Genomic DNA, 26,974 nt, shown 5'->3' with positions numbered 1-26,974 from the left:
GCGTTGCCGTTCCTTCGTTGGAACGCAAGAGATGTCGGGCGCGTAGGAAATGTGGACGCCGGGGCTCGCGCCGGGGACAGCACTGCTGGCGGCGTGATCGCACGGGAATCCGGCCGTCATCGCCTGACCGGTGACCTGGATTCGTAGCGCGCACTTTCTCGCCTCGATCCAGCCCCTGAACAGGACAGGCCGGCGCCTCGCGCGAACCGCCGACCTAGCACTCTGTTCCACCATCACCTGCGGTAGAACATCACTACCGGTATCGATCAGCCGTGGCGCTGACAGTCGCTCAGCTGCCCGAAGGCGCGTTGCTGAGGTCGACGACACAAAAGCGGTTGCCGTCCGGGTCGGCGAGAACGACGAAGTCAGGCTTGGGCGGATACCGGTCCCAACCGACGTCTGTGGCACCGAGTTCCTTCAGGCGTAAGACTTCTGCCCTTTGTTCGGCGGCGGTGTCGACGACGAGGTCGAGGTGGATCCGGGGGTACGGTTCGATCGGGGACTCGCTAGTCATCAACCCCAGCGCGCGCCCGGAGCCATCCGCGTGGACCAGGGTCCGCCAGCCGTCGCTCGCCCACTCGTCACTGGCCACCAGGTTCACCGCGGCAGTCCAGAACCTGACCGCCCGCGGTAGATCCGACACACCGATCACAGGAAAGCCGAGCCTGAGCATGCCTCCAGGCTATCCCCCGCCCCGGGTTCGCGGGAATCTCACTTGCCGGACTCACGCGTCTCGGCTGCGGCGACCTCGGCGGTCTCCTCGTCGTCCATCGCCTGGGTGTCGCGCGGCGGGAGGAACGGTTCGTCCTTGGCCGGACGGCCCGCCGCCCGTTCCTTGCCCCGGGTGAGCTCCGCGTCGAGTTCGGCACCGAGCAGGACGGCGATGTTCGAGATCCACAGCCAGACCAAGAATACGATCACTCCGGCCAGCGAGCCGTAGATCTTGTTGTAAGAGGCGAAGTTGCTCACGTAGATGGCGAACCCGAGGGTGGCCGCGGCCCACAGCACGACGGCGACCAGGCCGCCAGGCGTCATCCAGCGGAACCGGGGTTGCCGCACATTGGGACTCGCCCAGTAGAGCACCGCGAACGCCAGGACAGCCAGTAGCGCGATCACGGGCCATTTCGCGATGTCCCAGACCATAACGCCGGTCGAGCCCAGCCCGACGAGATCGCCGAGTGACCGGGCGACGTCGCCCGTCGCGACGATCCCGATCGCGCAGAGGGCGAGGATGACGAGCAGCGCGAGGGTCAGGCCGAGCCGCAACGGCCAGGTCTTCCAGACCGGGCGGCCTTCGGGCATCGAGTAGATGACGTTGGAAGCACGCATGAACGCGCCGATATAGCCCGAAGACGACCAAAGAGCCGCCAGGACACCGAAGATCGCGGCGGCGCTGGCCAGTCCACTCGACCGGGACAGTTCCTCGATCGCGCCGACCAGGATCTCGCGGCCCTGGCCTGGCACGATCCGTCCGGCATTGTCGATCAGGGTCTGGGTGGCAGACGGCCCGAGAAGGCCGAGGATGGCGGTCAGTACGAGCAGGCCGGGAAACAGCGAAAGAACGCCGTAGTAGGTGAGCGCGGCCGCCCAATCCAACAGGTTGTCACGGTTGAATTGGACGACCGTCCGCTTGAGGACAGCCCACCAGGATCGCCGTGGCAGATCGGTCGGGCCGTCGGGTTCGGTGGAGTGCTTCGAGGCAGCCAAGGTGACCTCCTGGGTGGGGATCCCTTGGCATACCCCGGAACACCGCGGTGAAACAGTGAACGGTCAGGCGAGATCGAACCGGTCGAGCTCCATCACCTTGGTCCACGCCGAGACGAAGTCCGCGACGAACCTGTCACGAGCGCTCTGGCCGGAGTAGACCTCCGCGAGAGCCCGCAACTGGGAGTTGGAGCCGAAAACGAGGTCGACCGCGGTGGCGGTCCACTTCACCTCGTCGGTCGCCGAGTCGCGGATCTCGTAGACGTTCTCCTCGGACTCCGACACCTTCCACCGGGTCCCCGGCGAGAGCAGATTGGTGAAGAAGTCGTTGGTGAGCACGCCCGGCCGCTCGGTGAGAACGCCGTGACGGCTGTCCCCGGCGTTGGCACCGAGGGAACGCAGACCACCGACCAGGACGGTCATCTCGGGTGCGGTCAGGTTGAGCAGGTAGGCGCGGTCTACGAGCAGGACCTCGGGCTGGAGCTTCTCTTCGGCACGCAGATAGTTGCGGAACCCGTCGGCGCGCGGCTCGAGCACCTCGAACGATTCGACGTCGGTCTGCTCCTGGGTGGCGTCGGTGCGGCCGGGGTGGAACGGCACGGTCGTCTCGACACCGGCGTCGCGCGCCGCCTTCTCGACGGCGGCCGAACCGGCCAGCACGATCAGGTCCGCGAGCGAGATCTTCGCGCCACCCGCGTCGTTGAACTCGCGCTGGATGCCCTCGAGGACCTCCAAGACCGTCGCGAGCTGCTCCGGCTGGTTGACCTCCCAGCCTCGCTGGGGCTCGAGACGGATCCGGGCGCCGTTAGCCCCACCGCGCTTGTCGGTGGACCGGAAACTCGCCGCCGACGCCCAAGCCGCGGAAACCAGCTGGGCGACCGAGAGACCGGAGTCGAGCACCTTCGCCTTGAGCGTGGCGATGTCGGAGTCGTCCACGAGGTCGTGGTCGACGGCGGGCACCGGGTCCTGCCACAACTGCGGCTCGGGGACCCACGGTCCCAGGAAACGGCTGACCGGGCCCATGTCACGGTGCAGCAGCTTGTACCAGGCCTTGGCGAACGCCAGCGCGAACTCGTCGGGGTGCTCCAGGAACCGGCGCGAGATCTTCTCGTAAGTCGGGTCGAAGCGCAGCGACAGGTCGGTGGTGAGCATGGTCGGCCGGTACTTCTTGGCCGGGTCGTATGGATCCGGGATGATCTCCGGGGCGTCCTTGGCGACGTACTGCTTCGCGCCGCCAGGGCTCTGGGTGAGCTCCCATTCGTAGCCGAAGAGGATCTCGAAGAAGCGATTACTCCACTCGGTCGGCCGGTCGGTCCACGTCACCTCGAGACCGCTGGTGATCGTGTCGGCGCCCTTGCCGCTCCCGTGTGTGCTCAGCCAGCCCAGCCCCTGCGTCTCCAGCGGCGCGCCCTCGGGTTCCGGGCCGACGTGGTCGTCGGCGATGCCCGCACCGTGGGTCTTGCCGAAGGTGTGCCCACCGGCGATGAGGGCGACGGTCTCCTCGTCATTCATCGCCATCCGGCCGAAGGTCTCCCGGATGAAGTGGGCCGCCGCGCGGAAGTCCGCGCTGCCGCGGGGCCCCTCGGGGTTGACGTAGATGAGGCCCATCTCGGTCGCGCCGACGTCGGGCACCATCTCCGCGTCGCCGGCATAGCGCTCGTCGCCCAGCCAGGCGTCCTCCGGTCCCCAGAAGATTTCCTCGGGCTCCCAGGTGTCCTGACGCCCGAAGCCGAAACCGAAAGTCTTGAAACCCATCGACTCCAGGGCGACGTTGCCGGCGAGCACCAGCAGGTCGGCCCACGAGATCTGCTGACCGTACTTTTCCTTGACCGGCCACAGCAAACGGCGTGCCTTGTCGAGGTTGGCGTTGTCGGGCCAGCTGTTCAGCGGCGCGAAGCGCTGAGAACCGTCACCGGCCCCGCCACGGCCGTCATGGATGCGGTAGGTGCCTGCGGCGTGCCAGCTCATCCGGATCATCAGGCCGCCGTAGTGCCCGAAGTCGGCGGGCCACCAGTCCTGCGAGGTGGTGAGCACACCGGCGATGTCACTCTTGAGGGCTTCGACGTCGAGCTTGGCGAACTCTTTGGCGTAGCTGAAGTTCTCGCCGAGCGGGTTGGCCTTCGACGAATGGGCGTGCAGTATCGAAAGGTCGAGCTGGTTGGGCCACCAGTCCTGGTTCGTCCGCGGACGCCCGCCCGTCTTCGGGGTCGGCGAGTCGATCGCCGGGTTCTCGCTCTCGCTGCCGTGCGCGGTCACCGAATCGTGAGCCACCGGGCAGCCTTCAGCCGCTTTCCGGTCCACGCCCTGCGCGCTCGACGGGACCTTCTCCGGGGTGTCGCTCATTAACTTCCTTCCGAGGCGGATCATCACTGGACGGTTCGGCCGCACAATCGGGGCAAAGACCCCAAAAGACGACCTCCGCCTCATCGACCACGAAGCCGTGGTCAGCCGAGGCGGTGAGACAGGGTGCATGGCCGACAGCACAATCGACGTCCGCGATCGCACCGCAAGAGCGGCACACGACGTGGTGGTGGTTGTCCCCCACCCTGGATTCGTATCGGGCGAGCGCTCCGGCGGGTTGGATACGCCTCAGCAGACGAGCGTCGGTGAGCGCCCGGAGCACGTCGTAGATCGCCTGATGCGACACCGAGGGAAGCTCGGCCCGCACCAGTGCGATCACCGCTTCGGTGTCGACATGGGGATGGTCACGGAGCGCGGCGAGCACAGCCAACCGAGGCCGGGTCACGCGCAACGAGGCCGCCCGCAGCTGCGCTGCGAATTCGGACATCACCAAGGATCCTAGAAGGTTTTCTGGAACGAGTCAAATCAAACTCGGCGTGCTGGTGTCGCGCTCGCCTCTTCCACGGTCCCGCCAGGTCAAGCCGCGGGCTGAAGGAGGATCTTCTGCGCACCGTCGAGCTTCTTCTGGAAGATTTCGTACGCCCGGGGTGCGTCAGCCAACGGCAGCTTGTGCGTGGCGAACCCTTCGACGCCGAGCGGGTCGTCGTCAGCGGTGAGGACCGGCATGATGTCGTCTATCCATCGACGGACGTTGGCCTGCCCCATCCGCAGCTGGATCTGCTTGTCGAACAGATCCATCATCGGGATCGGGTCGACCATCCCGCCGTACACTCCGGACAGCGAGATCGTGCCGCCGCGGCGGACGCTGTCGATCGCCGCGTACAGCACACTGAGCCTGTCGATGCCCGCTTTCTCCGTGAGCTTGGCCCCCAGCTGCTGCGGCAACAACCCGACCAGGTTCTGCGCCAGCCTGCCCACCGGCGCGCCATGCGCCTCCATACCCACCGCGTCGATCACCGAGTCGGCGCCGCGACCGCCGGTGAGCTGCCGGATGGCGTCGCCGATCTCCTTGTGGTCCCGGGTGTCGAGCGTGGTGGCACCGTGTTCGCGAGCGCGAGCCAGCCGCTCGGGCACCAGGTCGACACCGATGACCTCGCCGGCACCGCGGTGGCGGGCGACCCGGCAGGCCATCTGCCCGATCGGGCCCAAGCCGAACACCACGACAGTGCCATCGCGCGGGATGTTCGCGTAGTCGACGGCTTGCCAAGCGGTCGGGACGACATCGGACAGATAGACGAACCGCTCGTCCGGCGGGCCGTCCGGAACCTTGATCGGCCCGTAGTGCGCCTGCGGAACCCGCAGGTATTCGGCCTGTCCCCCGGGGACCTGTCCGTAGAGCTTGGTATAGCCCAGCAACGCCGCGCCCTTGCCCTGGTCGGTCACCTGGGTGGTCTCGCACTGTGACTGGAGGCCACGGGTGCACATGTAGCAATGGCCACAGGAGATATTGAACGGGACGACCACCCGGTCACCCGCTTTGAGCCCGCTGACCTCGGAGCCGACCTCCTCGACCACACCCATCGGCTCATGCCCCAGGATGTCGCCTTCGGTCATGAACGCTCCGAGCACCTCGTACAGATGCAGGTCGGAGCCGCAGATGCCGGTGGAGGTGATCCGCACGATCGCGTCCGTGGAAGCCTCGATCTTCGGGTCCGGCACCGTGTCGACGCGCACGTCGCGCTTGCCGTGCCAGGTGACTGCCTTCATGGTGCTCCCTCTTCCGCGTGCGTCCTGCCGAATGTCTACGGTTTCCCTTCCCCGCCGACGGCAAACCCACCGGAAGCGTGGTGCGTTTCGAGGGCGGTCAGCCGGGTATCCGGCGGGCGGACAGAAAGTGGACCCGCCTCAGGAGGCGCTTGATGAGCACGATCACCAAGTCGGTAGATGTCGAGGCCCCGGTCAGCGACGTCTACAACCAGTGGACCCAGTTCGCCGAATTCCCCCGGTTCATGGAAGGCGTGGAACGGGTCGAGCAGCGCGACAACACCCACACGCATTGGACCATCACCGTCGCCGGTGTCTCCAAGGAATTCGACGCCACCATCACCGAGCAGCACCCGGACGAACGGGTCGCGTGGAAGTCCGATGACGGCCCGAACCACGCCGGTGTCGTCACCGTGCACCGCCTCGACGAGCACCACACCCGGGTCACCGTCCAGATGGACATCGACCCCGAGGGCTTCGTGGAGAACGTCGCCGACAAGCTCGGGATCCTTGACCGACGCGTCCAAGGCGATCTGGATCGGTTCAAGACCTTTCTCGAGAACCGCGACGGCGCCGAGACGGGCGCGTGGCGTGGCGACGTGTCTCGTCCCGGACAGTCCTGACCTCTTAAGACATCCTCACCAGAGCAGGGTCGTTGCCCGACGGCAAAGGTGAGGTCGGCGGCCGATTCTCCCGACCCAGGCCGTTGCACAGATGTGGCCGGTTCCGTACGCCAGGAACCGGCCACATCGCTGCCACGCTCGCCCGACGGCGGCCAGTGGGCTGTTTGCTCAACCGACCGACCACCACTCGACCTGGTACCCGTTGACACGCGTTGTTACGCCCAGAGCCCTTGATGAAACCCGGAATGCTTCGACGGCATCGATGCCGTCGCTCGCCTGGGCGGCATAGGGGCCACCCGCCTCGATACACGGTGAGGGGTTCTTTCTCACGCTATCGCGAGAAAGAACCCCTCTGGCCGTCTTCTAGTTCTTGGCCTTCTTCTGCTTCACGGTAGCCTTGTTCTTGGCCGCCTTGGCTTTCCCCTTGATCGTTCCGACAGCGTCTTGCACCGGCGAGTAAGTCCCGTAGAGCGCGGGATCGGGTTTGGGAGCGGTGCCGGGGCCGCCGAGCGGCATGGGGTCGTTCAAGTATTCGATCTCTTCACCTTCGAAACTCCAGGCACCCTTGCTGCCGTCCGTTCCGTCGGACAGTCGCCACACGGTGTTGTTGTGCTCTTGGTTCTCCTCGTCGAACAACGCGTCCGGCACGATGGAACCCTCCAGCCCGTCCGCTTCGAGTTCTTCGATGGCCGCCAGCCACTGCTTCTGGTGCACCGTGTCGCGGGCGAGATTGAACTGCAGCATCGCCTTCACGCCGGGATCGTCGGTCATGTTGTACAACCGCGCCGTCTGCAGTCGGCCCTGGGCTTCGGCGGCGGCGTTCGCCCGGAAATCGGCCAGCAGGTTCCCGCTCGCCACGATGTAGCCACCATTCCACGGCACCCCCTGGCTGTTGCCCAGCATGGCGCCACCGCCCGCGACGATCGCCTGCTGCGGATCCATCCCGCCGAGGATCGCCGCCGTCACCGGGTCCTTGGCCGCCTCGGCGGTCGCTGTCGCGGGCGCGCCTTCCAGCAACCGGGCGACCATGGTGGCGAGCATTTCGACATGCCCGATCTCCTCGGTCGCCGTGTCCATGATCAGATCCTTGTACTTGCCTTCGATCCGGCAGTTCCAGCCCTGGAACAGGTACTGCATGGTCACGGTCATCTCACCGTAAGCGCCGCCGATCAGTTCCTGCAGCTTCCGGGCGTACACCGCGTCCGGCTTTTCGGGTTTGGCTTCGAACTGGAGTAATTTGGTATGACGGAACACAAGTAACCTCCGAAGAGAAAAAGTGAAATCAGCGGGAGTCTGCGATGGGCGCCTTGCCGCCGGACAGCGGTACGACTCCCAAGAGGATCATCAAGATGCCGAGCCCGAGGTGCAGCCAGTTGTCGGCACTGTTGACCGGCACGAAGTTGGCCGCCGACCCGTGGTCGATGAGCAGGCCGTACACCCACAGCACGAGATAGATCACCCCGCCGCCGACCAGAAAAGACTTCGCGCCATTGACCGTCCGTGCCAGCAGAATTCCCGCCAGCCCGAACGCGAGGTGGACGAGATTGTGCAGGATCGAAACCTGGAACACCCCCAGCAAGAGAGCGCCGGACTCGTGGCCGGCACCGCTCAACTGGTCGTAATTTGTCGTTACCCCGGGGATGAACCCTAAAATGCCGACAAGCAGAAATACCGTGCCTACAGTCATCGCGAAAAGCTGACGTGGGCTTCGCTGTACTTTGGTGGCCGATGCGGTCATGGTGCTCCTTCCGATACACGTGGAAACGGACGGGCCGGACACCCGAATGTCGTTCCGGGACGGCTTTCTCCAGCCCGGAACCGGGTGAACATGGTCTCGGGTACCCCGGACCGGGCCCCTCACACGGAACTGACGGGTGAGTTTGACCTGATCTTTCGAGTTGACGGCTCTACCGCCGACGAAGGGAGCCAGGGTGGATCGCGCTTGTTATGACTCACCAGGCACGGTTCTACTGTCAAGGCCTGAAAACGTGTTCACGTTATCCGGGCCTCGGGTCCGAGCCATCAAGGACCTAGAATCCCGGTGATCTCGTTCAGGGCCGGGCAGATCGTCCACGTGGATTCGACCAATAGTGGTCAGAACAGGTCGAGCGCCCGCACGATGAAGAAGCCGGCCACTCCCAGGACGAGGACCCCGATCACGACGATCGTGATGATCGACGGCAGCCGCGAGGGAATCGGTTGGGGGTGCGACAAACCCGACGTCTGACCCGCGTCCGGCGGGGTGTCCCCGGGTGTTACGGACCCACCTGGTTCCAAGCCGGGGACGTCCTTGGGTTCTGGTCCTGGTGTTGTCATGTCTCCTCCATGCGGAAAGGGTGGGTCTCAACTGACACCGCGCACCAAGGTCGCCGTCTTCGTCACTTTGCCGTGCGAAAAGGTGCGCTGACATCGCGTAGGTGCCGCAGGACGTGACCGTAGGTCGTCAGTAATCCGCACTGGGCGTAGCCGATCTCGTGTGCGACACAGAACTCGCGCACCAGTGGTTGCGCGCGGCGCAAGTTGCCCCGCGGCATGCTGGGGAACAGATGGTGCTCGATCTGGTAGTTCAGGCCGCCGAGTGCGAAGTCGACCCACGGGCCCCCGCGAACGTTGCGGCTGGTGAGGACCTGCTTGCGCAGGAAGTCCAGTTTGGTCTTGTCGGTGTAGGTCGGCATACCTTTGTGGCCGGGCGCGAACGAGCAACCCATATAGACACCCCACAACCCCTGATGCACGGCGATGAACGCGATCGCCACCGGCGGGGACATCACCAGGAATATCGCGCCGAGATAGCCACCGATGTGCGCGATCAGCAACACCGCTTCCAGGCGACGGGCTTTGACCTCGCCGCGCCACACGGCTCGGATGCCTGCCCAGTGCAGGCTGATGCCTTCCAGCAACAGGAGCGGGAAGAAGAGGCCGGCCTGATGTTTCGTGGTCCAGTGCACGAATCCGCTCTTGTCGCCCAGTTGCGCACGGGTGAAGGCGAGCAGAGGAATTTCGATATCGGGATCGTCGCCTTCGTGATTGGGGCTCGCGTGGTGCCGGGTGTGCTTACCCATCCACCAGCCGTAACTCATGCCGACGATCGCGGCGAAGCCGTATCCGAGCCGGTCGTTGGCCCGTCCGGTCCGAAGAATCTGGTTGTGCCCCGCGTCATGGCCGAGGAACGCGACCTGAGCGAACAGCACCGCGAAGAACGCCGCCATCGCGAGTTGCCACCAAGAGTCACCCAGTACTACGAACGCCACACAACCGCCGACCAACGCGAGTGCGGTGAGACTGATCTTCGCCGCGTAGTAGCCGTAGCGGCGGTCGAGCAGACCTTGGCGCCGTACCAAACCCGCGAGGTCCCGAAAATCGTTACGGACCCCCGCACGAGAATCTGCTTCGGCGCTCGGCGGCGTCATTGACGATAGGGCCATGGACGTCCTTCCCCTTATCCTGCGGCGCCGGGGCTGGGGCGACCTGCCGTACCACCCCGGAGTTCCCTCACCGGACGTGAGCTAAACGAGTCGCGAAGTGCGCTCGGGCACTCTGAGCCCTCATCGCTGCACGGTCGTTCAACTCTGCCGAGCCGAGGGATGCGGCGAGTGACGGGAAGGTGCCCCAACTCGGTCACCTTGCCGAACATGCTTCGTCATCGCTTTCCTCCTGCCTCCTGAACGGGCCGTAAGACCGGATACCCGGCAACGATCAAGGCGAAACGATGCGAAACCGATTCAAAATGTGAAACTCCCTGCTCGGAGGGGCTGCGGAAACGTCCCGGTTGACGTACGGTCGAGAAGCGCGGGGTTCAACCTCAGCTTCGTGCGTCCGACGACCTGTCCGCCGCCGCATCAGCCGAATCGGTGTCGAGTGCGGCCCAACGACGCGCTCCCGCGAGTATTTCGTATAGCTCGCTTGTAGGCCCGTGTCGTCCCGCTTCCCGGGGAGACCACTCTTATGCCTTCCTCGTCCCAGCCATCCCTTGAGTTCGAAGACCGGCCAGCCACCCGCCTTCTCTCGGCAGCGAACACCGGCGATCGCCTCGGCTTCTACGCGCAGCCCACCCCTTCCCCACCGGCACGGGTGACCAACCACGTTCACACCGCCGACCTGGTCATCCTCAGCGTGACCGGCGAACTGGACACGGCCACCGCCCCACTTCTGCGGCGGAATCTGCATCAACCCTTGCCTGTCTGCACCTTGATCGATCTGTCTCGCGTGACGTTCCTGGGCGTGGCGGGGCTCCGGGTGCTGGAAGCAGCCGCGGCCCAGGCCCAGTCCGAACGCCGCCGGATCGGCCTGGTCACCGCCTCCCCCGGTGTCTTGCGGATCCTGCGACTGTTCGCCGTCGACGTGCGGGCGCCGGTCTACCCGCGACTGTCCGACGCGATGCGGGAGGTGGCACTGGGGCAACCCGCACGCGATCCAGGCCCGCTTTCCTGATCAGGTTGCGCGACGTGTGAAGCCATGTCCCGCGGGGTATCCGCGCTGCATCGATCCAAGAGCGATGCAGCTTCTGTTCGGAGTGAGTGTTCATGTGGTGACTACGATCACCGAAATCCATGGCGCGACAGAACTGCCTCACTCGGATATTCAGCACCAAAGAATGAACCTTGACGAAAGGGAGGTACTCCGATGAGCAAACCGGCGACACTGTCTTCTCTCCGTCTGGCGGTGCTGATCCTCGCGCTCGTGCATCTCACTGTCGGTGTGCTCGGTTTCTTCTTCATGCCTGAGAACAACCCGACCGGAGAGAACACGGTCTGGATCTTCAGCGCCACCGGGATGCTGGACCTCCTCCGTACCGCCACCGGGGTGGTCGGGCTCGTCGCGGTGTTCAGACCGGCTTTGATGCCCATTTACGGCTGGTTCGTCTTTGTGGCTTTCGCCGGGCTCACTTGCTTCGGAATCCTCTCCGCGGCCACGACATCGGCCGGAGACGAGGTCAACCTCAACTGGGCGGATAACATCCTTCACGCGCTGACCGCGCTAGTAGCGCTCGTCGTGGCGATCTTGGGGGTCCGGCAGCCGCGCCAGACCTCGGATGCGGTGCCCGAGTAGCCGATACGACAGGCACTCTGCCGGCGAGGGCCGTCGATTCTCGCTCGACACGGAAAGCCCTTTCGCTCCGGTGTGGAGGTCTCACCTTGCCCACCACCGCACGACTTTTCCCCACCCGAGTTCCGCGATCTCTTGCCACGGCGGTCGTCGTGCCGCACGGTGGCGGCGGCCTTCCTGCGGCGCGTTGGCCCAGGTCCTGGCCGGCGCGTCATCCGCGACCTCATGAACGTCCGGGGATCGATGGCTGCCCTGCCGCATTCACCCAGGAGGTGCCGGATGTCCTCACCTGACGAAGAACGCGACGCACTACGCCGGATCGAAAAGGGACTGAAGGCCGACGACCGCGCTTTCGCGGCCAAAATGAGCAGACGGAACGGAATGGACGATCCGCGGATTCGGATATTTTTGCTGTTCCTTTCCGATGCGACAGCGGTTCTCATGGTTTTGACAGGCGTACTGGCAGGGAGTCCGCTGTTGTTCTTCGTCGGCTTCGTCGCCACGTGCGGCCTCGTGTGGACGCATCGGTTCCTTCGCGACAAGTCCCGCGATAGCCATCACGTCAACGATCCTTTGTCACAGTAACGCTTCGCGCAAAGCGTGTGAGCCGACTGGTGCCGAGTCGAGCAGTATCGACGCGGTCGAGGTTGTCGTCGGCACGGCGTGCGGGGGCCGCCCCAGACCTGTCCAGCTGAAACCCGCTTGGCCGAGGGAAACGGGGTCGAGCAGGTTGCGGGTGTCGACAACAGAGGGAGCGCGGACCACGGCGGCGAGGCGTGGCCAGTCCAGTTCCCGGAACTCCGGCCATTCCGTGAGAACGACGATCGCGTCGGCCCCGCGCGCCGCGTCGTAGGCGTTGTCCGTCACGGCGAACGGAAGATCGGCGACCCGCTCGTCGCCGGGATTCACGGCGGGATCGAAAGCCACCAGTTCGGCGCCGGCTTCACGCAGCAGGGCGGCCACGGCCAGCGCGGGTGAATCGCGCAGGTCGTTGGTTCCGGCCTTGAAGGTCAACCCCAGCAGCGCCAGCCGCACCTGACTCAGCGAGCCGAGGCGGGTTCCCGTGACGACGTCGCGGATTTTGTCCACCACCCGCTTGTGCTGGCGGATGTTGGTGTCGATGGCGGCGCGGACCAGACGGAACTCGAAATCCATGGAGTCCGCGAGTTGGAGCAGTGCCGAAGTGTCCTTCGGCAGGCAGGAGCCTCCCCAGCCCGGGCCCGGTGCCAGGAACTCCTGGCCGATTCGCCGGTCGTATCCCATACCTTCGGCGACGTCGACGACGTCGGCGCCGGCTCGGTCGCATAATTCGGCGATGGCATTGGCGTAGGACAGTTTCACGGCCAGGAAACAGTTGGCGGCATACTTGATCAGCTCGGCGGAAGCGGCGTCTGTCAGCACCGTCGGAGCACCCAGTGGCGCATAGAGAGCCGCGACCCTTCCGGCCGCTTCCCGGCAAGCCGAGCCGACCACGATCCGATCCGGGTGGAGAAAGTCCCGTACGGCGGTGCCTTCACGGAGGAACTCCGGATTGGACACCACGGCCACATCGTCGCGGCGCAGAATCCGCGTCAGCTGTGTCGCGGTGCCGACCGGCACGGTGGATTTGGTCACCACCGTGCAGTCCGGCGAAAGCACGCCGCTGATCTGCTTCACCACCGACTCGAGGATGCTGAGATCGGCGAGGCCACCCGCGCCCATGGGCGTCGGTACGCAAAGAAAAACCATCTCCGCCCGCTTCAGGAAGTGGGCGAACGCGGACTCGGTGGTGCTCACACATTTCAGGCGACCGTTCGCGGTACCCGCGGTGACCAGATCGGCCAGCCCAGGCTCGAGGATGTCGATCCGGCCGTCGGTCAACCGGTCGATCTTGCCCTGATCGGTGTCAGCGCACACCACCGTGTGGCCCAGTGATGCCAGACACGCGCCCGTGGTGAGCCCGACGTATCCGGTTCCGATGACGACGACGCGTGGTGAGGACATCTTGATCCTTTACGTGAAGTTGTGGAGTGCGAGTCGGTGCTCGAATCCGGGAAGTAGGCGGAGGACGTCCTGTCCGGGGTCGAAGCGAACGACCCCGGCACGGTCCAGCTCGATCAGCCAGCCGGTCATCGGCCAGCACCCGTGGCGCCGGTGGAACAGGTGGGCGTTCGTCACCAGTTCACGAACGTGCCGCGGCTCGTGTCTGCTGGGCGGGTGGTACTGGTGGAAGGCCGTGGCCCCACCGACCCAGGCCAGCCGGGCGCCGCGGCCGGCGGCTCGCAGGGCGAAATCGGTGTCTTCGGCGCCATACCCGGCGAACTCCTCGCAGAAACCGCCGAAACGACGCCAATCTTCCCGCGAAGTCGCGAAGGACAACGACCAGAAGAGTTCGAACCGGTCGTCCTCCAAGGTGATCTCGCCCGGCGGAGGCGCCGGCCTGCCCGGATGCGGCTCGGCCAGCCTGGCGAGTTCCCCCGCCGCGGGATATCCCCGAGGCGGCGGAGGCGGCAGATAGGCCACCGGGCCGCAGAGCACCGTGTGCGGAGGTACCCGTCGAGCCGCGGCTTGGTAGCGCGCGAGCGAACCAGGGCCCAGGATGCAGTCGACGTCCAAGAACACCAGCAGTTCGATGTCGTGTTCGAGTGCCACCCGCGCCCCGGCGTTGCGAGCGGCGGCCAACGGAAGGCCCCGGTCTCCCGCCACCACGTGGGCCGACACGACCGGCGATGAGCCAGGGGCGCCCCGCAGATCCGGGGGCCCCGCCATGCCGACCACGACATGCAGGTCGGCCTCTTCTTCGGCCAGCGCCTCCCGCTGCCGCCGCAAATGGGCATCGCGGCCGGCGGTGATGGTGACGACAGCGGTTCGCGGGCGGGCAGTCATCTCTCACCTGCCACTTCCCGCAGCATGGCCGCGGCCTGTGTCGCGCCGTTCCCACTCGACCATTTCCGCCAGTCGCCACCTCGGGCTTGTGCGCGGGCCAGGAGCGCGGACCAGCGGCGGGGCTCGGGCCAGGAAGGGACGACCACACCCAGCCGGGCGCGGATGAGCGCGGCGGCGGTGGCCTGCTGCTCACCGAAAGGTCGGGGCTGCGGGATGACGACCGCGGCACGCCTCGCCGCCGCCACTTCGGCCAGAGCGTTCTGCCCGGCGTGAGTGATCACGACGCCGGCGTCGCCCAGCAGCGGCCAGGGGTCGGCCACCCAGCCTTGGTGCCGTAGATTCGGCGCCCGGAAATCCGGGGTCTCACCCGGGCGGCTCGGACCGGCGACGTCCCACCGCCAGTCCGGGGTGGCCGCCGCGGCCGCTCGCAACTGGGCCGAAGACACCGCGAGTCCGCCCGTGCCCCACAGCACCAGGACATTCCGGTCCGCGGCGACCGGTGTCACCGGACGTCGGTCGAACCGCGAAAGCGCGCCGACGTGAACGGTTTTGTCGAGCCATGGTTGCGGCCAGTCCGGGGCGGGTCGCCGCGGCCACGGCGCGATGATCACTTCGGCGAGGTCGTAGGCGGTCCGGTGGGCCCGGTCGGTACGACGGCCCGGTTGTGCCACGACCGCTACTGGTACGCCGTGCAGGCGGGCCAGTAGCGCCACTTCGACCGACACATCGCTGACCAGGAGCCGGACGTCTTCGTCGCGCAACACCGAACTGATCAGTGCCATGCGATCACGCAGGCCTTCGTGATGCCGGGGCGCCCAGTGCAAGGTGGACCCCGCGGTCACCTCGTCGTGTCGCCGGTCGACCCCGTCCGCGTCGCCGGGCAGCACGGTCCAGTGACCAGGCCACTCGGCGGGCGCGGGAAGACTGGACAACCCGATGGCCTTCCCACCCAGGGCTTGGGCGATGGTGACAGCCCGATGGAGATGCCCGGAACCGTGGTGGTGGACGTAGAAGGCGATCATGACAGCAGTTCCCGGTACAGCTGCACGTACTCGTCCACCATTCGGTCCACCGAGCACGCCGTTTCCGCGCGCTGTCGTGCCGCCGCTCGGTCCAAAGTGGATGCGATGGCGATGGCGGTGGCCAGGCCGGTGACGTCGTCGGGGGTGGCCAGTGCGCCGCTGGAGGCGTCGAGGATTTCCGGGAGGGCTCCCCGCGCGAATCCGGCCACCGGGGTTCCGCAAGCCAGGGCTTCGGCGACCACCAGCCCGTAAGGTTCCTCCCAGCGCGGGGACACCACCGCGACACTGGCGGATCCGACGAGGTGGACGAGATCGTGATGGGCCAGATGCCCCAGGTACTCGATCTCCTTCCCCAGTAGTGGCTCGATCTGTTCGCGGAAGTAGTCGGTGTCCGGCAGCGGACCCGCCAGCCGGAGGCCGGTGCCGGCCTCGAGCGCTGCCCTGATGGCCAGTTCCGGGCCCTTCTCCGGCACGATCCGGCCGAACCACACCGGCACGCCGGATCCGGCGCCGGGCGTCCACCGGTCCAGGTCGACTCCGTTGCGCACCACCGTGATCCCGGGCACGAGCGAGGACCACTGGCGGGCGGTGTGCGCGCTGACCGCGGCGAAACTGGTATGGCGCGGAGAACGCAACCGGACCGCGGATTCCAGCCAGGGAGTCGGCGGGGTGTGCAGCGTGGTGAGCGTCGGTGTCCGCAGCGTCGAGGCCATGGCGATGGGCAGATAGTGCAGTGAGTTGTTGTGCACGAGGTCGCATCGCCCGGCGGCGCCGAGATCGAGCATCAACCCCAGATAGGCGTGGTGCTCGGCGATGAAGTAGTCGGCGGGCATGCTGACGTCCATCCGGGCCTGTGTGGAAAGAGCGGGCAGGACGGGCATCGTCTGGACCCGCAGATCGGGATCGGAATCCGTTCCCCCGAAGACGGTCACATCGTGTCCCCGCCGGCGCAAACCTGTCGCCAGTTGCCAGGTGTGCGCTTCCAGGCCACCGGCGAAAGGTTCACGGATGGGGTAGCGGGCGGACGCGACCAGGCCGATGGACAGTTTCGCGCCGTCGCGGCCGGCCGCCGGTGAGCGTGGCGCCACGCGACCGCCGCCATCGATCACAGGCCGAGCAGGGCCATCTGGTCGCGGTGCCGCGAGATACCGGCTTCGATCCACTGTGGATGTCGTTCGTACCATCGCGTGTGCTCCTTCCACAGTAGATGCTCGTCGACCGGTTCACCGGCCACCAGCCAGTCCGGCCGGGCTCGGGCCTGCAAGCCCAGCGTGGTTATCACCCGTTGGCTCAGTGGAGCGTGGATGTCGTTCAGCAGCGGCCGTCCCGGGTCTGTGGCGTCGGCGGGCAGGTCCAAGGCACCTTGCAGTCGCCACGCCAGACCGAGTAGGACGGCGTTACCCGGATGGTTCGGTGTGCGCATCGCGTCAGCCCCCGCGGACGTCAGCAGATCGGAAACGGCAACGTCTGCCGTCGAGCGCTCCCGTCGGCGCAACTCGGCCACTGACAGGGCGGCCACCGCGGTCACCGCTTCCGCGGCTGGTGCGCAGTGGACATCCACCTGGCGGCCGGCAAGCTGGGAAATCAGCCGCAGGTCGTGGTACGGCACGAGCGGAGGCACGGCCGACCGAGCGCTGGGATGCCGCACGATCGCCGTGTACGGGTGCAGCCCTCCATAACGGACGACAGGCCAGCGTACCGTCCGCGCCGACGACGGAAGCCGGGCCGACAGCTGGGTCGTCCCCACGGGAAGGCCGCGATAGTTCGTCCGCACCGGCTGAGTCAGCAGAATTTCCGTTCTCGTCAACAACGCTTCAAGTGGGTCCATGTCATTCGGGCTCAGTTCATGTATCGGTGGTACCCGCACCAGCACACACGGAAACGATTTCGACGACGCCAACATGATGCGCACCGACTCGGCCTGACAGTTCCCCATCACCAAGGCGATCGGCGCTGCCGACTTGGGGCCTTCGTAGAAGTCCCGGTAGTGCGCGAACCGGCCGTGATCCATGAGGTCCATCATGGACGAGTACCACTCGCGCCGCCGAGCGGAATTCCAGCCGGCTGAACTCACTCCCGACCGATGTTTGACCGCGGGAAAAACGGCTACTTTGCGGAGGTGCGTACTCCGCTGAACGTGGCCTCCGTGCCTGCTTGCCATTCTTATGTCCGGCACATCTCGGACAAGGCGACGGCACAGGACTTCCATGTTCTTCCCGATCCGCCGGTCCCCGGTGCCCCGGCCGGTCAGTGGTGGCCGCATCAGATGCTGCGGCCGTCTTGGTTGCGTACGCAGCACCACCGATTCGACCTGCTGCACCTGCATTTCGGGTATGAACACCGCACACCCGGAGACTTGCGAGCAATGGTGGAAGCGCTGCGTGCGCACGGAAAACCTCTGGTGCTGACCGTCCATGACCTGCGCAATCCACACCAAGCCGATCCCGGCCCGCATCGAGCAGCTCTGGACATCCTGGTGCCCTCGGCCGACGCGGTGATCACCCTGACCCAGGGCGCGGCCGCGCGAATCGCCACCACGTGGGGTCGTGAGGCGAAGGTCATCCCGCACCCGCACGTTGTCGATCCGGCGCGGATGCGTCGACGGGCCTCGCGCGGCGACAGAGAAGCGTTCGTGGTCGGCGTGCACGCGAAGAGCATGCGTGCCAACTGTGACGCCATCGCCGTCGCCGAGCAGCTCGCACGAACGGTGGCCTCATTACCCGACGCCCGGCTCTCCGTACTCGCCCACGACGACACCGGTGGCCGAAGGGCCGCCGACGAACTGCGGCGGTGCGGAGTGTCGGTCTCTCTGCGACCGCGATTCTCCGACGCCGAATTGTTCGACTATCTCGAAGGTCTCGACGTCTCCGTGCTGCCCCATCGGTTCGGCACCCATTCCGGCTGGCTGGAGGCCTGTTACGATCTGGGAACCACCGTCCTCGCCCCGGATTGCGGGTTCTACCAGGAACAAGCCCCTTGTTGGCTGTACCACCGCACCGAGACCGCTCTGGACCCGCACAGCCTGGACGCCGCGGTCCGCCGAGCCTACGCGGAACGGCCCCGATGGCGCGCGGATCCGGGGCGGCGGGAGACCGACAGGGTCGCCATCGCCCAGGCCCACCGCGCCCTCTATCGCACGGTGACCCGTCTTCCGGCACCGGCGACGGTGAGCGGCCGGTGAGATTCCAAATCTACGCGCCGGGACCGGCCGGACACGGAGTCGTCCGTCACGCACGATCGGTCACCAGCCTCTGTGAGGCCCACGGAGCGATCGGCACCGACGACGAACCGGATCTGACGCACGTCCACTTCACCGACGCGCTGTTCGGCGACACGATCGAAAAGGCCGTCAACGCGTACCGGGACTGGGCGGCATCCGCGCGCCGTCCCTTGGTGGTCACCGTGCACGACGTTCCGGACCCCTTCGGCCACACCTGGCGCGACCGGAACCGTTGCCGGGGTTACGCGGCCGTGCTGGAGGCAAGCGACGCGGTGATCGTCTCGGCCGAACACGAGGCCCGCAAAGTCACCGCGTTGACCCGGAAACCCGTGCATCACATCGACCTGCCCCTACCTCCGGAACCGGTATCGGCACCTAACGACACTCCGCTCCAACCAGCGTCGTCTCTCGTTCTGCTTGGCTACCTCTACCCGGGCAAGGGGCACCTCGAAGCCATCGACCTGGCCGCGGCGGTGGGCCAGGGCAACGCCGACGGCCCACCCGCGGTCATCGCCGCCGGAGCCGTGAGCGCGGGACACGGCGACCTGCTGGACCGAGTCCGCGAGCACGCCGTCCGGCGGCAGGTCCCGTTCCTGCTCACCGGCCATCTGAGCGACACGGAATTCACCGATCTGGCCCGCTCGGCGCGCGTACCGGTAGTACTCAATCGCAACGTCAGCGCCAGCGGTTCCCTGCTGTCCTGGTTGTCCTGCCGTCGCAGGCCGGTGACCTGGGCCGGGCGGTACAGCAGGGAGATCGACCGCCGGTATCCTGGCAATCTCCTGCTGGGCGAATCTGAGCGAGAGCTGACCCGTCACATCATCCGGGCCTTGGCCCACCCCGGAGTGACTCGATCGCCGACTCGTCCAGCGTGGTCCGACACAGGCGCGGAGCACCTCGCGGTATACCGGCGGGTGCTGGCCAACGTCGATCGTCGTCCGGTGGTGACGCCGTGCTGACCGATGTCCTGGTGCCCCGCAACCGCTGGGATCTGCTGAAACCCTACCCGCGGCCCGTGCCGACCATCACCGTCATCGTGACGCACTTCGAGCAACATCGGCACCTCACCCGCATGGCCGCGGCGCTGCGGTGCCAGACCTTACGTCCTTCGCAGGTGATCCTCGCCGACGACGGCTCGTCGACAACCCCGGCCTTCGAGATCAAAGGCGTCGATACCCTGGTGGTGAGCCAGCCGGACCAGGGTTTTCGCGCCGCGGCCATCCGGAACCACGCCGCGCGACGCAGTACCGGTGAGGTCCTTGTCTTCCTTGACGCCGACACCGTTCCCGAACCCGGTTACCTCGCGGAGATGGTCCGACACGTCGCCCGGTGCCCCGATGTGCTGGCCACAGGACGACGGCGGCACACTTCGTTCGCGGATCTGGGAGACGGTGCCCGGCCCGAATCGACAGAGCTAGCGGAGCCCAGTTGGCTGAAGGACGCCTACACCGCCACAGCGGACCTCCTGCACGCCGACGGCCGTAGCTTCCGTTTCATGATCGGGGCGGTTTTGGCCTGCCGTCGAGAACTGTTCAACGACCTCGGAGGTTTCGACGAGCGCTTCGTGGGTTACGGCGGCGAGGACTGGGATCTCGCCTATCGGGCGTGGAACGCGGGTGCGGTCCTCGTGCACGAGCGTGACGCCGTCGCCTGGCACGACGGGCCGGACTGGGCCGGACGGGACGAGGACGGCGAAATCCTGGACCGCCAAAGCGCACGGCTGGCCGCCGTGATCCCCGAACCTTCGACGCGCGGCGCCCCGTTGCCCGGAACTATTTCCGACGTACTGGTCACGGTGCGCGCCGAAAGGACCTTCGGTCACGTGGTACGCACGGTGCACTCGCTGCTCCGGCAAACCCATCGCGACCTGAAAATCCGGCTGCCGACCCAAGACGAACGGCTGACGGAGACCTACGCGGGAGTCGTGCGCACCGACCCGTGGACCGAAGACCAGCTCAGGCGAGCGAGGGTGCGTGTCGAGGTTTACGAACCGCTGCCGGACTCGGCCATCCACAGGGCGGTGGAAGCGCTCACCGTGTCCGACCGCGGAAGGATCGACCTGATCCGGGGGGAGACACTGGCCGGCGTGGCGTGGTCGACCCGAGCAATCGGACGCGCGCGCCGCTGGTCGACCCGGCTCACCCAGAACGAGGTGCTGGAGCACGCTTTCGGGCAAGATCACCTGCTGCTCGATGCCGAGGATGATCGGACACGCACCTTGGACGGGTTCTTCGGCCAGTGGCGGTGATCCTCTCCGCATGCGCACCATCGGCACTTTGTTCCCACTGGGCGAGCTGAACCGGAGCTGTCATAACCGGGCCTGAGCCCGGTCATGATGCCTGAGATTTCGGCGCTGACTCGCACTCGCACGCTGCGGCCCGATGAGTTCCGCGGTCATCGCTCGGCTTCGCCTCGAATCGGACGATTCGGATACAGCACCGACTTCGATCGCCACGGAACTCCAGTACTTCACGATGAAGATCTCATCACCGCGTTGCGGCGACGGCTGGAAAGTCGGACAGCCGGTCTTCGCATCCTTTCTTTGTCGGCTGTGATGCCACCCCGCCAGCGCGATCACATCGGCGGGTCGTGCAGGCCTTCTTCCCCGCTCTCAGGGCCAGTGTCCCGGCAGAGTCGCAGAGCTGCTGGTCTGCGCTGCTGGTGGTAATCCGGGCTTGACATCGCTACTGCTTGCAAGGGCCGAGGGGACATGTCCCCGAATTTCTGTTAAGCAAGCTCCGCACCCGGTACGACCCCGCGACGATAAAGGATTTGTCGAGACCCGGACTCTCAAAGTAGGGAAGGAGGTCCTTCACTACCAGGAGAACGCGTTCGGTTGATCACATCACCGCTGTCGTTTTTTGAGGGGTAGGGCGAAGTCGGTCGAGATCGTGCTCCACGCGGCACGACACACCGCAGGAATGATGCCCCCAATGCGGCATCGAGGACAGCCCCCTCAGACACGCCACCTTCGTCCCGCCCCTCGAATAACCCTCTTCAGGACGGGCGGCACGAAAATGAACGCATGAAAGGTAAACCTGGACAGTGCCAAGGATCGGGCATTTCCGTTGACATCGTCTCCCAGCCCAGAGAACACCGGATTCGATTCACAAGTCCCCTGCCAGGGCACGTTACTCGCAGGAAATGACAGCCAGCAGCTTCGGCCGGCGACCAAGTCGGTCAGCTTTTGCTCCCGCGTGGCGACAATTCGCGATGGTGTTCGACGAACCATTCAGCGACCTGGTGCAGTTTTATATTGGTCGCCTGGGAGGACTCGATGAGTAGCCGGAAGGCTTCGACAGCGTCGATGCCGTGACGTTGCATCAAAATTCCCTTGGCCATGCCGATGACATCGCGATGTCCGAGCGCGATATTCAACCGCGCTTCGGTCTGCGCCCCGATAAGGGCGATCGCCGCGTGAGAGGCGAATACGCGACCAGCCTGTTCGGTCTGGTCGCTGAACGCTTCAACGCTGCGGGAATAGAGGTTGAGCGAGCCGAGGGTGTTCTCGCTGACGAACAGCCGGTAAGCCAGCATCGAGCGCATCCCGGTCGCGGCGGCCGCAGGGGTGAACTTCGGCCAGCGGGCCTCGGCGGCAAGGTCACCGGTACGGAAGACCTGATGCTCGGCGATCGCGTTCACACATGGGCCCTGCTTGGTGCGATACTGCACTTCGTCGATCGTGACCACCACTTCGTCCGTGGGCGCGACGGTGCGGATCCGACCATGCTCGACCAGGGAAATCCCGGCGTAATCGGCGCCGGCCACGTGGTCAACGGCGGCCTTCACGATGGCCGCGATGGTGGTGTCGACGTTGGGCTCGGCTTGCAGGCTGCGCGCGACGCTTCCCAGTACGGCACTGAGGCCTTCACCTGCAGAACTGTCAATGCTGGACATCTCCACCTCCTTCGTCGCCGTGGAAACGGCCTCGCTTCGCGAACGCCTGACCGTTGCGAGTTTCATAGCGGTGTACTCCATCTGAGTACCTCACCCGACATGAACCTCAAACTCGCGCATTCGGCCGAACCCTCCCCCTTCGCCGCACCGGGAGCTGGCCACTCCGACCCCACCTGCCATAGTCTCGCGGCTCTCTCAAGCTGGATCGAAACCGGGCCTTCGTCCCTGAATGGTCACCGTGGAGCTGACCGGCACCCGAGACAGCGGCATGCGAGGTGGAACAAGGTGATCGCAGCGTTGTCACATCGCCTTGGGCATCCTCGAACCACCTTGATCACATCGTACGACCTCGGAACGACGACGAGACCCAGCCACGTCGGGGAGCAGGGTTACTTCGAGAGATCTCAGATAGATGGCGACGTGGCGGACGCCGGGGAGGTGCGAGGGTCGGCGCGCTGAGAGCGCTGCTCCGATCTAAAGAGATGTCGACGACGGCGGCCATCACGCGGCAGGCAACGGTGTACCGGCCGCGGCGTGACAGAGAAAGGCACCTCGGCGAACGGCGCCGGATCTCCATCAAAAGCACGAAATCCGCACTCCTGATCCGTGCGTATGCCCCAGTATCCGTTTGGCGTACACACAGCATCCAGCATCTCGTGCGACTCACCGAAAGAAATACCGGCTGTGCCTCAACCGACATGCACGAACCACGCCAGGACCGGTTCTCCAAAGTTCACAAGAACGCTCGATCGAACTATTTTCGGAAATCGCAGAGTGAGGCTTAGGCGCTAAAGCGTGGTCGAGATCAGCAGCATGACATCGAGGATCGCGATCACGATCGTCAACCGGAACGCCACTGGACTTCGGGGTGCGCGAATCGCGGCCATGGCGGTCGCGGCGGCCAGCGCGATCCCGGCCGCCGATACAGCCAACGCGAAGATGACTGACATGGTCGCGGGGGCGAAACCGAGGATGACCGACGCGGCGGCCAACGCGACAGCCATGACGATCACCCCCGCTCCGGGGCCGAGCCGGTGCGGAAGTCCGCGTACTCCGGTTTCCGCGTCCGACCGCAGGTCGGGCAGAACATTCGCGAAGTGCGCGCCGAATCCGAGCAGCGCCCCGACGACGGGTATCCACCAAGGGGGCCACGGCTGTCCGGGCAGCGCGACGTACGGTGCGACGGGCAGGGCTCCGAAGGCGAGCAGGTAGGTCGCGCCGGACCAGATCGTGGACTTGAGGCCGAGGTTGTAAGCCCACCCGGCCGCGACGCCGATCAGCAAGGCCGCCGCCGCGGACAATCCGAGCAGAATGGACAACACGATCGTCGCCGCCAGAGCGGTCGATGCGGCGACCGCGATCAACCCCACCGGGACGGTCCCCGCGGCGACCGGCTTGTCGGTGCGGCCGACGGCGCGGTCGCGGGCTGCGTCGATCCAGTCGTTGGACCAGCCGATCGACAACTGGCCGGTCAGCACCGCGGCACCGAGCAGCGCCACCCGGCCCACGTCGAGACCTGTGCCGGCGGCAAGCACCACGGCCACCACCGTCACCGCCAGCCCGGGAACGGGGTGGCATGCCCCGGCGAGACCTCGCAGCAACCCTCGCCGACGCGGTCTTGTCACCGTCTGGTGGGTCGCACCGTCCGGTGTGGTCGGAAAGCCGGTCATCTGCCAAGTGTAGGCGGAGGTCGTACCGTGAACGAGGTGACGACAATTTCAGCGGTCCACGGTGTGCTCCCGCCGCACCGTTATCCGCAGGCGCAACTGACCGAGTTGTTCGGGCGGCTGTGCCTGCCGGACAAGGCCGCGCGAGCGGTGGCGAACCGCTTCCACGCCAGTGCGCGGGTCGCCACCCGTCATCTGGCGCTACCCATCGAAAGCTATGACGCGATCGACGATTTCACGGCGGCGAACGACGCTTTCCTGTCGGCCGCGGTGGATCTCGGCTGCGAAGCCGCGCTCGCCGCCCTCGCCGACGCGGGACTCACACCGTCCGATGTGGACTTGGTGATGTCCACGACGGTGACCGGTATCGCGGTTCCGTCATTGGACGCGCGCATCGCCTCGCGGATCGGGATGCGCGCGAACGTCAAACGACTGCCGATCGTCGGTCTGGGCTGTCTGGCCGGGGCGGCGGGTATCGCGCGGCTGCACGACTTCCTGCGCGGCTGGCCGACGTCGGTGGCGATGCTGGTGTCGGTCGAGCTGTGCTCACTCACCGTCCAGCGCCAGGATGCCAGCGCTGCCAACATGATCGCGTCCGGACTGTTCGGCGACGGTGCAGCCGCGGTGATCGCGGTGGGTGAAGATCACGCCAAGGCGGCGGTGGGCCCCTATGTGGTGGACTCGGTCAGCCACCTGTACGAAAACACCGAACGCGCGATGGGCTGGGACATCGGGAGCACCGGATTGAAAGTCGTGCTGGGCGCGGAAGTTCCGGATCTCGTCCACGAATACCTCGCGGGAGATGTCGAGGAACTACTGTCCCCGCACGGCCTCAAGACCGGTGACATCGCCCGCTGGATCTGCCATCCAGGCGGGCCGAAGGTGATCGAAGCGATCCAGACGGAGCTGGGTCTGGACGAGGAGGACCTGGCGATGACCTGGCGTTCCCTCGACCGAATCGGGAACCTGTCGTCAGCCTCGGTCCTGCACGTGTTCGCCGATACGCTCGCCGAGCGGCCCGCGTCCGCGGGTGACTGGGGAGTGGTGATGGCGATGGGCCCGGGTTTCTGCGCTGAGCTGGTGTTGCTGCGATGGTGAGCCAGATCTGGTACACGGTCCTGGTCGGACTGGTCTCGATCGAACGAGTGGCCGAACTGGTCGTCGCGAAACGCAACCTGGCCTGGAGCCTGGCCCGGGGAGGACACGAAACCGGGTTCGGGCACTACCCCTTCATGGTGGTGCTGCACACTGGGCTCTTGGCCGGTTGCCTGCTCGAAGTGTGGCTCGCCGACCGCCCTTTCATCGCCGTACTGGGCTGGCCGATGCTGGCCATGGTGGTCGCGTCGCAAGCGCTGCGATGGTGGTGCATCCGTACCCTCGGCCGTCAGTGGAACACCCGCATCGTGGTCGTCCCGGGTCTCCCCCGCGTCACCGGCGGCCCGTATCGCTTGGTCCCGCACCCCAACTACGTCGCCGTCGTCGTCGAGGGTTTCGCCCTGCCGCTCGTCCACGGCGCGTGGCTGACCGCCACGGTGTTCACCGTGCTCAACGCCGGATTGCTGACCGTCCGGATCCGCGCGGAAAATCAAGCGCTGAAGTCGGCACATGACTGACGATCTACACGACGTGGTCGTGGTCGGTGGCGGCCCTGCCGGACTCGCCGTCGCGCTCGGGTGTGCGCGAGAAGGCCTGGACGTGGTGGTGTGCGAGAAACGTGCCGGAGTGATCGACAAGGCGTGCGGGGAAGGGTTGATGCCGGGTGCCGTGCGTGCACTGGCAGCGCTCGGGGTCGACCCGCCAGGTCATCCGATCCGCGGCATCACCTACCGGCAGGGCTCCACCATCGTGCGAGCCGCGTTCCGTGTCGGCGCCGGCAAAGGAGTGCGGCGGACCGCACTGCACAACGCCTTGCGTACGGAGGTGGACCGGCAGGGCGTGCCGATCCTCCCGATCGCGGTAGCGGAAGTGACGCAACACGACGACCACGTACGGGCCGGTGAACTGCGGGCGCGGTATCTGGTCGCGGCCGATGGGCTGCACTCGCCGCTCCGTGCTCTCACCGGTCTGGCCAAACCCGGCACCGCGAGTTCGACGGGCACGCCTCGCTGGGGACTGCGCCGCCACTACGCCCTGCCCCCTGGCACCGACACGGTCGAGGTGACCTGGGCGGCCCGGTCCGAGGCCTACGTGACGCCGGTCGGGCCGGACACGATCGGGGTCGCGGTCCTGTCCTCGGTCCGTGGCGGGTTCACTGAACAGCTCGCCGCGTTTCCCGAGCTCGCGGCGCGACTCGCCGGGGCGGAACCGGTGTCGTCGGTCCGGGGCGCGGGTCCGCTTCGGCAACGCACATCGAACCGGGTGGCAGGACGGGTCCTGCTCGTCGGGGACGCGGCCGGTTACGTCGACGCCCTCACCGGCGAAGGCCTCGCGGTCTCCCTGGCCACCGCGGCCGAACTCGTCCGCTGCCTGCGCGCGGATCGTCCCGCCGACTATGACCGCGCCTGGAAGCAGGCTTCGCGGCGGTCGCGCTGGCTGACCGAAACCTTGCTGTGGGCGCGAGGGCGGCCTGCGCTCGCGCCGTTGATCGTGCCTGCCGCCGCCAGAGCACCACGGTTGTTCGCCGCCGTCGTCGACCAGCTCGCGCACTGATGCGCGACACGAGCGATCGTTCCACTGGGCAGTGGACTGGCGAATTCCCGATCGAACAAGTCCTGAACTCGGTACGGGAAAGCCGATGCATTACCGCGGCCAACGGCTGAGGCATCCCGGCGGTCCTTGAAATGTACAACCGCGACGACGAGATCCGGGATCGAGCGGCTTGGTCGAGGAAAGCCGACATCGAATCGCTGTTGCAGTGACGGTCAG

Annotated in this window: 26 protein-coding genes; 10 read left to right on the top strand and 16 right to left on the bottom strand. The window is 66.2% G+C overall.

Going from position 1 to position 26,974, the window contains the following annotated elements; translation table 11 throughout:
• Positions 1–289 precede the first annotated feature (289 nt).
• The 5 genes from ACM6LR_RS17400 to ACM6LR_RS17380 form a co-directional block, all read right to left on the bottom strand.
• Positions 290–673 (bottom strand): VOC family protein, encoded by a 384-nt coding sequence (locus tag ACM6LR_RS17400; protein ID WP_414944114.1) that lies wholly within the window; start codon positions 671–673, stop codon positions 290–292.
• A gap of 38 nt (positions 674–711) precedes the next feature.
• Positions 712–1,707, bottom strand: coding sequence for a YihY/virulence factor BrkB family protein (locus ACM6LR_RS17395; RefSeq protein ID WP_414944113.1), 996 nt, complete (start codon positions 1,705–1,707; stop codon positions 712–714).
• A gap of 63 nt (positions 1,708–1,770) precedes the next feature.
• Positions 1,771–4,047 carry a catalase/peroxidase HPI gene (gene katG, locus ACM6LR_RS17390; protein ID WP_414938215.1) on the bottom strand — a complete coding sequence of 759 codons (2,277 nt, stop codon included), beginning with the start codon at positions 4,045–4,047 and terminating at the stop codon, positions 1,771–1,773.
• Positions 3,986–4,492, bottom strand: coding sequence for a Fur family transcriptional regulator (locus tag ACM6LR_RS17385; protein ID WP_414944262.1), 507 nt, complete (start codon positions 4,490–4,492; stop codon positions 3,986–3,988). Before ACM6LR_RS17385 ends, katG begins: the two co-directional genes overlap by 62 nt.
• Positions 4,493–4,581: 89 nt before the next feature.
• Entirely contained in the window at positions 4,582–5,772 is a 1,191-nt protein-coding gene (locus tag ACM6LR_RS17380; RefSeq protein ID WP_414938213.1) for a zinc-dependent alcohol dehydrogenase, read from the bottom strand.
• A 152-nt stretch (positions 5,773–5,924) separates the two neighbouring features.
• Here ACM6LR_RS17380 and ACM6LR_RS17375 point away from each other — a divergent pair, with 152 nt between their 5' ends.
• Positions 5,925–6,392: an SRPBCC family protein gene (locus ACM6LR_RS17375; protein WP_414938212.1), complete on the top strand. Its 468-nt coding sequence runs from the start codon at positions 5,925–5,927 to the stop codon at positions 6,390–6,392.
• 363 nt (positions 6,393–6,755) lie between these two features.
• On the opposite strand, the gene ACM6LR_RS17370 is transcribed toward ACM6LR_RS17375, so the two are convergent.
• From ACM6LR_RS17370 to ACM6LR_RS17355, 4 genes are all read right to left on the bottom strand, one after another.
• Positions 6,756–7,646 carry a manganese catalase family protein gene (locus ACM6LR_RS17370; RefSeq protein WP_414938211.1) on the bottom strand — a complete coding sequence of 297 codons (891 nt, stop codon included), beginning with the start codon at positions 7,644–7,646 and terminating at the stop codon, positions 6,756–6,758.
• A gap of 28 nt (positions 7,647–7,674) precedes the next feature.
• Positions 7,675–8,130 carry a DUF4383 domain-containing protein gene (locus ACM6LR_RS17365; protein WP_414938210.1) on the bottom strand — a complete coding sequence of 152 codons (456 nt, stop codon included), beginning with the start codon at positions 8,128–8,130 and terminating at the stop codon, positions 7,675–7,677.
• A 356-nt stretch (positions 8,131–8,486) separates the two neighbouring features.
• The gene (locus tag ACM6LR_RS17360) at positions 8,487–8,708 is read right to left on the bottom strand and encodes a DUF6480 family protein (protein WP_414938209.1); all 222 of its coding nucleotides are present in this window, start codon (positions 8,706–8,708) and stop codon (positions 8,487–8,489) included.
• Between the two features lie 62 nt (positions 8,709–8,770).
• Positions 8,771–9,817: a fatty acid desaturase family protein gene (locus ACM6LR_RS17355; protein ID WP_414944112.1), complete on the bottom strand. Its 1,047-nt coding sequence runs from the start codon at positions 9,815–9,817 to the stop codon at positions 8,771–8,773.
• A gap of 646 nt (positions 9,818–10,463) precedes the next feature.
• Here ACM6LR_RS17355 and ACM6LR_RS17350 point away from each other — a divergent pair.
• The 3 genes from ACM6LR_RS17350 to ACM6LR_RS17340 all read left to right on the top strand — a co-directional run bounded on the left by ACM6LR_RS17350 (position 10,464) and on the right by ACM6LR_RS17340 (position 12,023).
• The gene (locus ACM6LR_RS17350) at positions 10,464–10,823 is read left to right on the top strand and encodes an STAS domain-containing protein (RefSeq protein ID WP_414938207.1); all 360 of its coding nucleotides are present in this window, start codon (positions 10,464–10,466) and stop codon (positions 10,821–10,823) included.
• Positions 10,824–11,015: 192 nt separating this feature from the next.
• On the top strand, positions 11,016–11,441 hold the full coding sequence (locus ACM6LR_RS17345; RefSeq protein ID WP_414938206.1) for a DUF4383 domain-containing protein: 426 nt from the start codon (positions 11,016–11,018) through the stop codon (positions 11,439–11,441).
• 276 nt (positions 11,442–11,717) lie between these two features.
• Positions 11,718–12,023, top strand: a complete 306-nt coding sequence (locus ACM6LR_RS17340; protein WP_414938205.1) for a DUF3040 domain-containing protein — start codon at positions 11,718–11,720, stop codon at positions 12,021–12,023.
• Here the strand turns inward: ACM6LR_RS17340 and ACM6LR_RS17335 are convergent.
• The 5 genes from ACM6LR_RS17335 to ACM6LR_RS17315 are packed head-to-tail and all read right to left on the bottom strand — an operon-like array spanning position 12,015 to position 17,261.
• Positions 12,015–13,421: a UDP-glucose dehydrogenase family protein gene (locus tag ACM6LR_RS17335; protein WP_414938204.1), complete on the bottom strand. Its 1,407-nt coding sequence runs from the start codon at positions 13,419–13,421 to the stop codon at positions 12,015–12,017. The two genes, ACM6LR_RS17340 and ACM6LR_RS17335, sit on opposite strands and share 9 nt — an antisense overlap.
• A 9-nt stretch (positions 13,422–13,430) precedes the next feature.
• Positions 13,431–14,303 (bottom strand): glycosyltransferase family 2 protein, encoded by an 873-nt coding sequence (locus tag ACM6LR_RS17330; RefSeq protein ID WP_414938203.1) that lies wholly within the window; start codon positions 14,301–14,303, stop codon positions 13,431–13,433.
• The gene (locus ACM6LR_RS17325) at positions 14,300–15,325 is read right to left on the bottom strand and encodes a glycosyltransferase (protein WP_414938202.1); all 1,026 of its coding nucleotides are present in this window, start codon (positions 15,323–15,325) and stop codon (positions 14,300–14,302) included. Before ACM6LR_RS17325 ends, ACM6LR_RS17330 begins: the two co-directional genes overlap by 4 nt.
• Positions 15,322–16,413 carry a glycosyltransferase gene (locus tag ACM6LR_RS17320; protein ID WP_414938201.1) on the bottom strand — a complete coding sequence of 364 codons (1,092 nt, stop codon included), beginning with the start codon at positions 16,411–16,413 and terminating at the stop codon, positions 15,322–15,324. Before ACM6LR_RS17320 ends, ACM6LR_RS17325 begins: the two co-directional genes overlap by 4 nt.
• A 17-nt stretch (positions 16,414–16,430) precedes the next feature.
• A complete protein-coding gene (locus ACM6LR_RS17315) occupies positions 16,431–17,261 on the bottom strand; it encodes a WcbI family polysaccharide biosynthesis putative acetyltransferase (RefSeq protein ID WP_414938573.1) in 831 nt (276 codons plus the stop codon).
• A 183-nt stretch (positions 17,262–17,444) separates the two neighbouring features.
• Between ACM6LR_RS17315 and ACM6LR_RS17310 the strand changes: the two genes are divergently transcribed.
• Genes ACM6LR_RS17310 through ACM6LR_RS17300 form a run of 3 tightly spaced genes read left to right on the top strand, consistent with a single transcriptional unit; the run spans position 17,445 to position 20,793 of the window.
• On the top strand, positions 17,445–18,506 hold the full coding sequence (locus ACM6LR_RS17310) for a glycosyltransferase (protein ID WP_414938200.1): 1,062 nt from the start codon (positions 17,445–17,447) through the stop codon (positions 18,504–18,506).
• A complete protein-coding gene (locus ACM6LR_RS17305) occupies positions 18,503–19,504 on the top strand; it encodes a hypothetical protein (RefSeq protein ID WP_414944111.1) in 1,002 nt (333 codons plus the stop codon). Before ACM6LR_RS17310 ends, ACM6LR_RS17305 begins: the two co-directional genes overlap by 4 nt.
• A complete protein-coding gene (locus ACM6LR_RS17300; protein ID WP_414938198.1) occupies positions 19,498–20,793 on the top strand; it encodes a glycosyltransferase family 2 protein in 1,296 nt (431 codons plus the stop codon). The genes ACM6LR_RS17305 and ACM6LR_RS17300 overlap by 7 nt, the downstream gene beginning before the upstream one ends.
• 932 nt (positions 20,794–21,725) lie before the next feature.
• Here the strand turns inward: ACM6LR_RS17300 and ACM6LR_RS17295 are convergent.
• Positions 21,726–22,442 (bottom strand): GAF and ANTAR domain-containing protein, encoded by a 717-nt coding sequence (locus ACM6LR_RS17295; RefSeq protein ID WP_414944110.1) that lies wholly within the window; start codon positions 22,440–22,442, stop codon positions 21,726–21,728.
• 788 nt (positions 22,443–23,230) lie between these two features.
• Positions 23,231–24,112 (bottom strand): UbiA family prenyltransferase, encoded by an 882-nt coding sequence (locus ACM6LR_RS17290; protein WP_414938196.1) that lies wholly within the window; start codon positions 24,110–24,112, stop codon positions 23,231–23,233.
• A 36-nt stretch (positions 24,113–24,148) separates the two neighbouring features.
• Here ACM6LR_RS17290 and ACM6LR_RS17285 point away from each other — a divergent pair, with 36 nt between their 5' ends.
• The 3 genes from ACM6LR_RS17285 to ACM6LR_RS17275 are packed head-to-tail and all read left to right on the top strand — an operon-like array spanning position 24,149 to position 26,758.
• Complete coding sequence (locus ACM6LR_RS17285; RefSeq protein WP_414938195.1) at positions 24,149–25,207, top strand: type III polyketide synthase; 1,059 nt, start codon at positions 24,149–24,151, stop codon at positions 25,205–25,207.
• Positions 25,201–25,722 carry an isoprenylcysteine carboxyl methyltransferase family protein gene (locus tag ACM6LR_RS17280; protein WP_414938194.1) on the top strand — a complete coding sequence of 174 codons (522 nt, stop codon included), beginning with the start codon at positions 25,201–25,203 and terminating at the stop codon, positions 25,720–25,722. Before ACM6LR_RS17285 ends, ACM6LR_RS17280 begins: the two co-directional genes overlap by 7 nt.
• The gene (locus ACM6LR_RS17275; protein ID WP_414938193.1) at positions 25,715–26,758 is read left to right on the top strand and encodes an NAD(P)/FAD-dependent oxidoreductase; all 1,044 of its coding nucleotides are present in this window, start codon (positions 25,715–25,717) and stop codon (positions 26,756–26,758) included. Before ACM6LR_RS17280 ends, ACM6LR_RS17275 begins: the two co-directional genes overlap by 8 nt.
• Positions 26,759–26,974 lie beyond the last annotated feature (216 nt).

The organism is Amycolatopsis sp. cmx-11-32, assembly GCF_047608695.1.
GTDB lineage: Bacteria > Actinomycetota > Actinomycetes > Mycobacteriales > Pseudonocardiaceae > Amycolatopsis.
Note: the sequence above shows the minus strand (reverse complement) of the source record. Positions and strands in the feature narration are given on the sequence as shown.

What these genes read in the sequence shown, in the direction of transcription:
- ACM6LR_RS17400 (WP_414944114.1), bottom strand. Translation starts at nt 673, where the DNA reads ATGCTCAGGCTCGGCTTTCCTGTGATCGGTGTGTCGGATCTACCGCGG.
- katG (WP_414938215.1), bottom strand. Translation starts at nt 4,047, where the DNA reads ATGAGCGACACCCCGGAGAAGGTCCCGTCGAGCGCGCAGGGCGTGGAC.
- ACM6LR_RS17385 (WP_414944262.1), bottom strand. Translation starts at nt 4,492, where the DNA reads ATGTCCGAATTCGCAGCGCAGCTGCGGGCGGCCTCGTTGCGCGTGACC.
- ACM6LR_RS17380 (WP_414938213.1), bottom strand. Translation starts at nt 5,772, where the DNA reads ATGAAGGCAGTCACCTGGCACGGCAAGCGCGACGTGCGCGTCGACACG.
- ACM6LR_RS17375 (WP_414938212.1), top strand. Translation starts at nt 5,925, where the DNA reads ATGAGCACGATCACCAAGTCGGTAGATGTCGAGGCCCCGGTCAGCGAC.
- ACM6LR_RS17365 (WP_414938210.1), bottom strand. Translation starts at nt 8,130, where the DNA reads ATGACCGCATCGGCCACCAAAGTACAGCGAAGCCCACGTCAGCTTTTC.
- ACM6LR_RS17360 (WP_414938209.1), bottom strand. Translation starts at nt 8,708, where the DNA reads ATGACAACACCAGGACCAGAACCCAAGGACGTCCCCGGCTTGGAACCA.
- ACM6LR_RS17355 (WP_414944112.1), bottom strand. Translation starts at nt 9,817, where the DNA reads ATGGCCCTATCGTCAATGACGCCGCCGAGCGCCGAAGCAGATTCTCGT.
- ACM6LR_RS17345 (WP_414938206.1), top strand. Translation starts at nt 11,016, where the DNA reads ATGAGCAAACCGGCGACACTGTCTTCTCTCCGTCTGGCGGTGCTGATC.
- ACM6LR_RS17340 (WP_414938205.1), top strand. Translation starts at nt 11,718, where the DNA reads ATGTCCTCACCTGACGAAGAACGCGACGCACTACGCCGGATCGAAAAG.
- ACM6LR_RS17335 (WP_414938204.1), bottom strand. Translation starts at nt 13,421, where the DNA reads ATGTCCTCACCACGCGTCGTCGTCATCGGAACCGGATACGTCGGGCTC.
- ACM6LR_RS17330 (WP_414938203.1), bottom strand. Translation starts at nt 14,303, where the DNA reads ATGACTGCCCGCCCGCGAACCGCTGTCGTCACCATCACCGCCGGCCGC.
- ACM6LR_RS17325 (WP_414938202.1), bottom strand. Translation starts at nt 15,325, where the DNA reads ATGATCGCCTTCTACGTCCACCACCACGGTTCCGGGCATCTCCATCGG.
- ACM6LR_RS17315 (WP_414938573.1), bottom strand. Translation starts at nt 17,261, where the DNA reads ATGGGGAACTGTCAGGCCGAGTCGGTGCGCATCATGTTGGCGTCGTCG.
- ACM6LR_RS17295 (WP_414944110.1), bottom strand. Translation starts at nt 22,442, where the DNA reads ATGTCCAGCATTGACAGTTCTGCAGGTGAAGGCCTCAGTGCCGTACTG.
- ACM6LR_RS17290 (WP_414938196.1), bottom strand. Translation starts at nt 24,112, where the DNA reads ATGACCGGCTTTCCGACCACACCGGACGGTGCGACCCACCAGACGGTG.
- ACM6LR_RS17280 (WP_414938194.1), top strand. Translation starts at nt 25,201, where the DNA reads ATGGTGAGCCAGATCTGGTACACGGTCCTGGTCGGACTGGTCTCGATC.
- ACM6LR_RS17275 (WP_414938193.1), top strand. Translation starts at nt 25,715, where the DNA reads ATGACTGACGATCTACACGACGTGGTCGTGGTCGGTGGCGGCCCTGCC.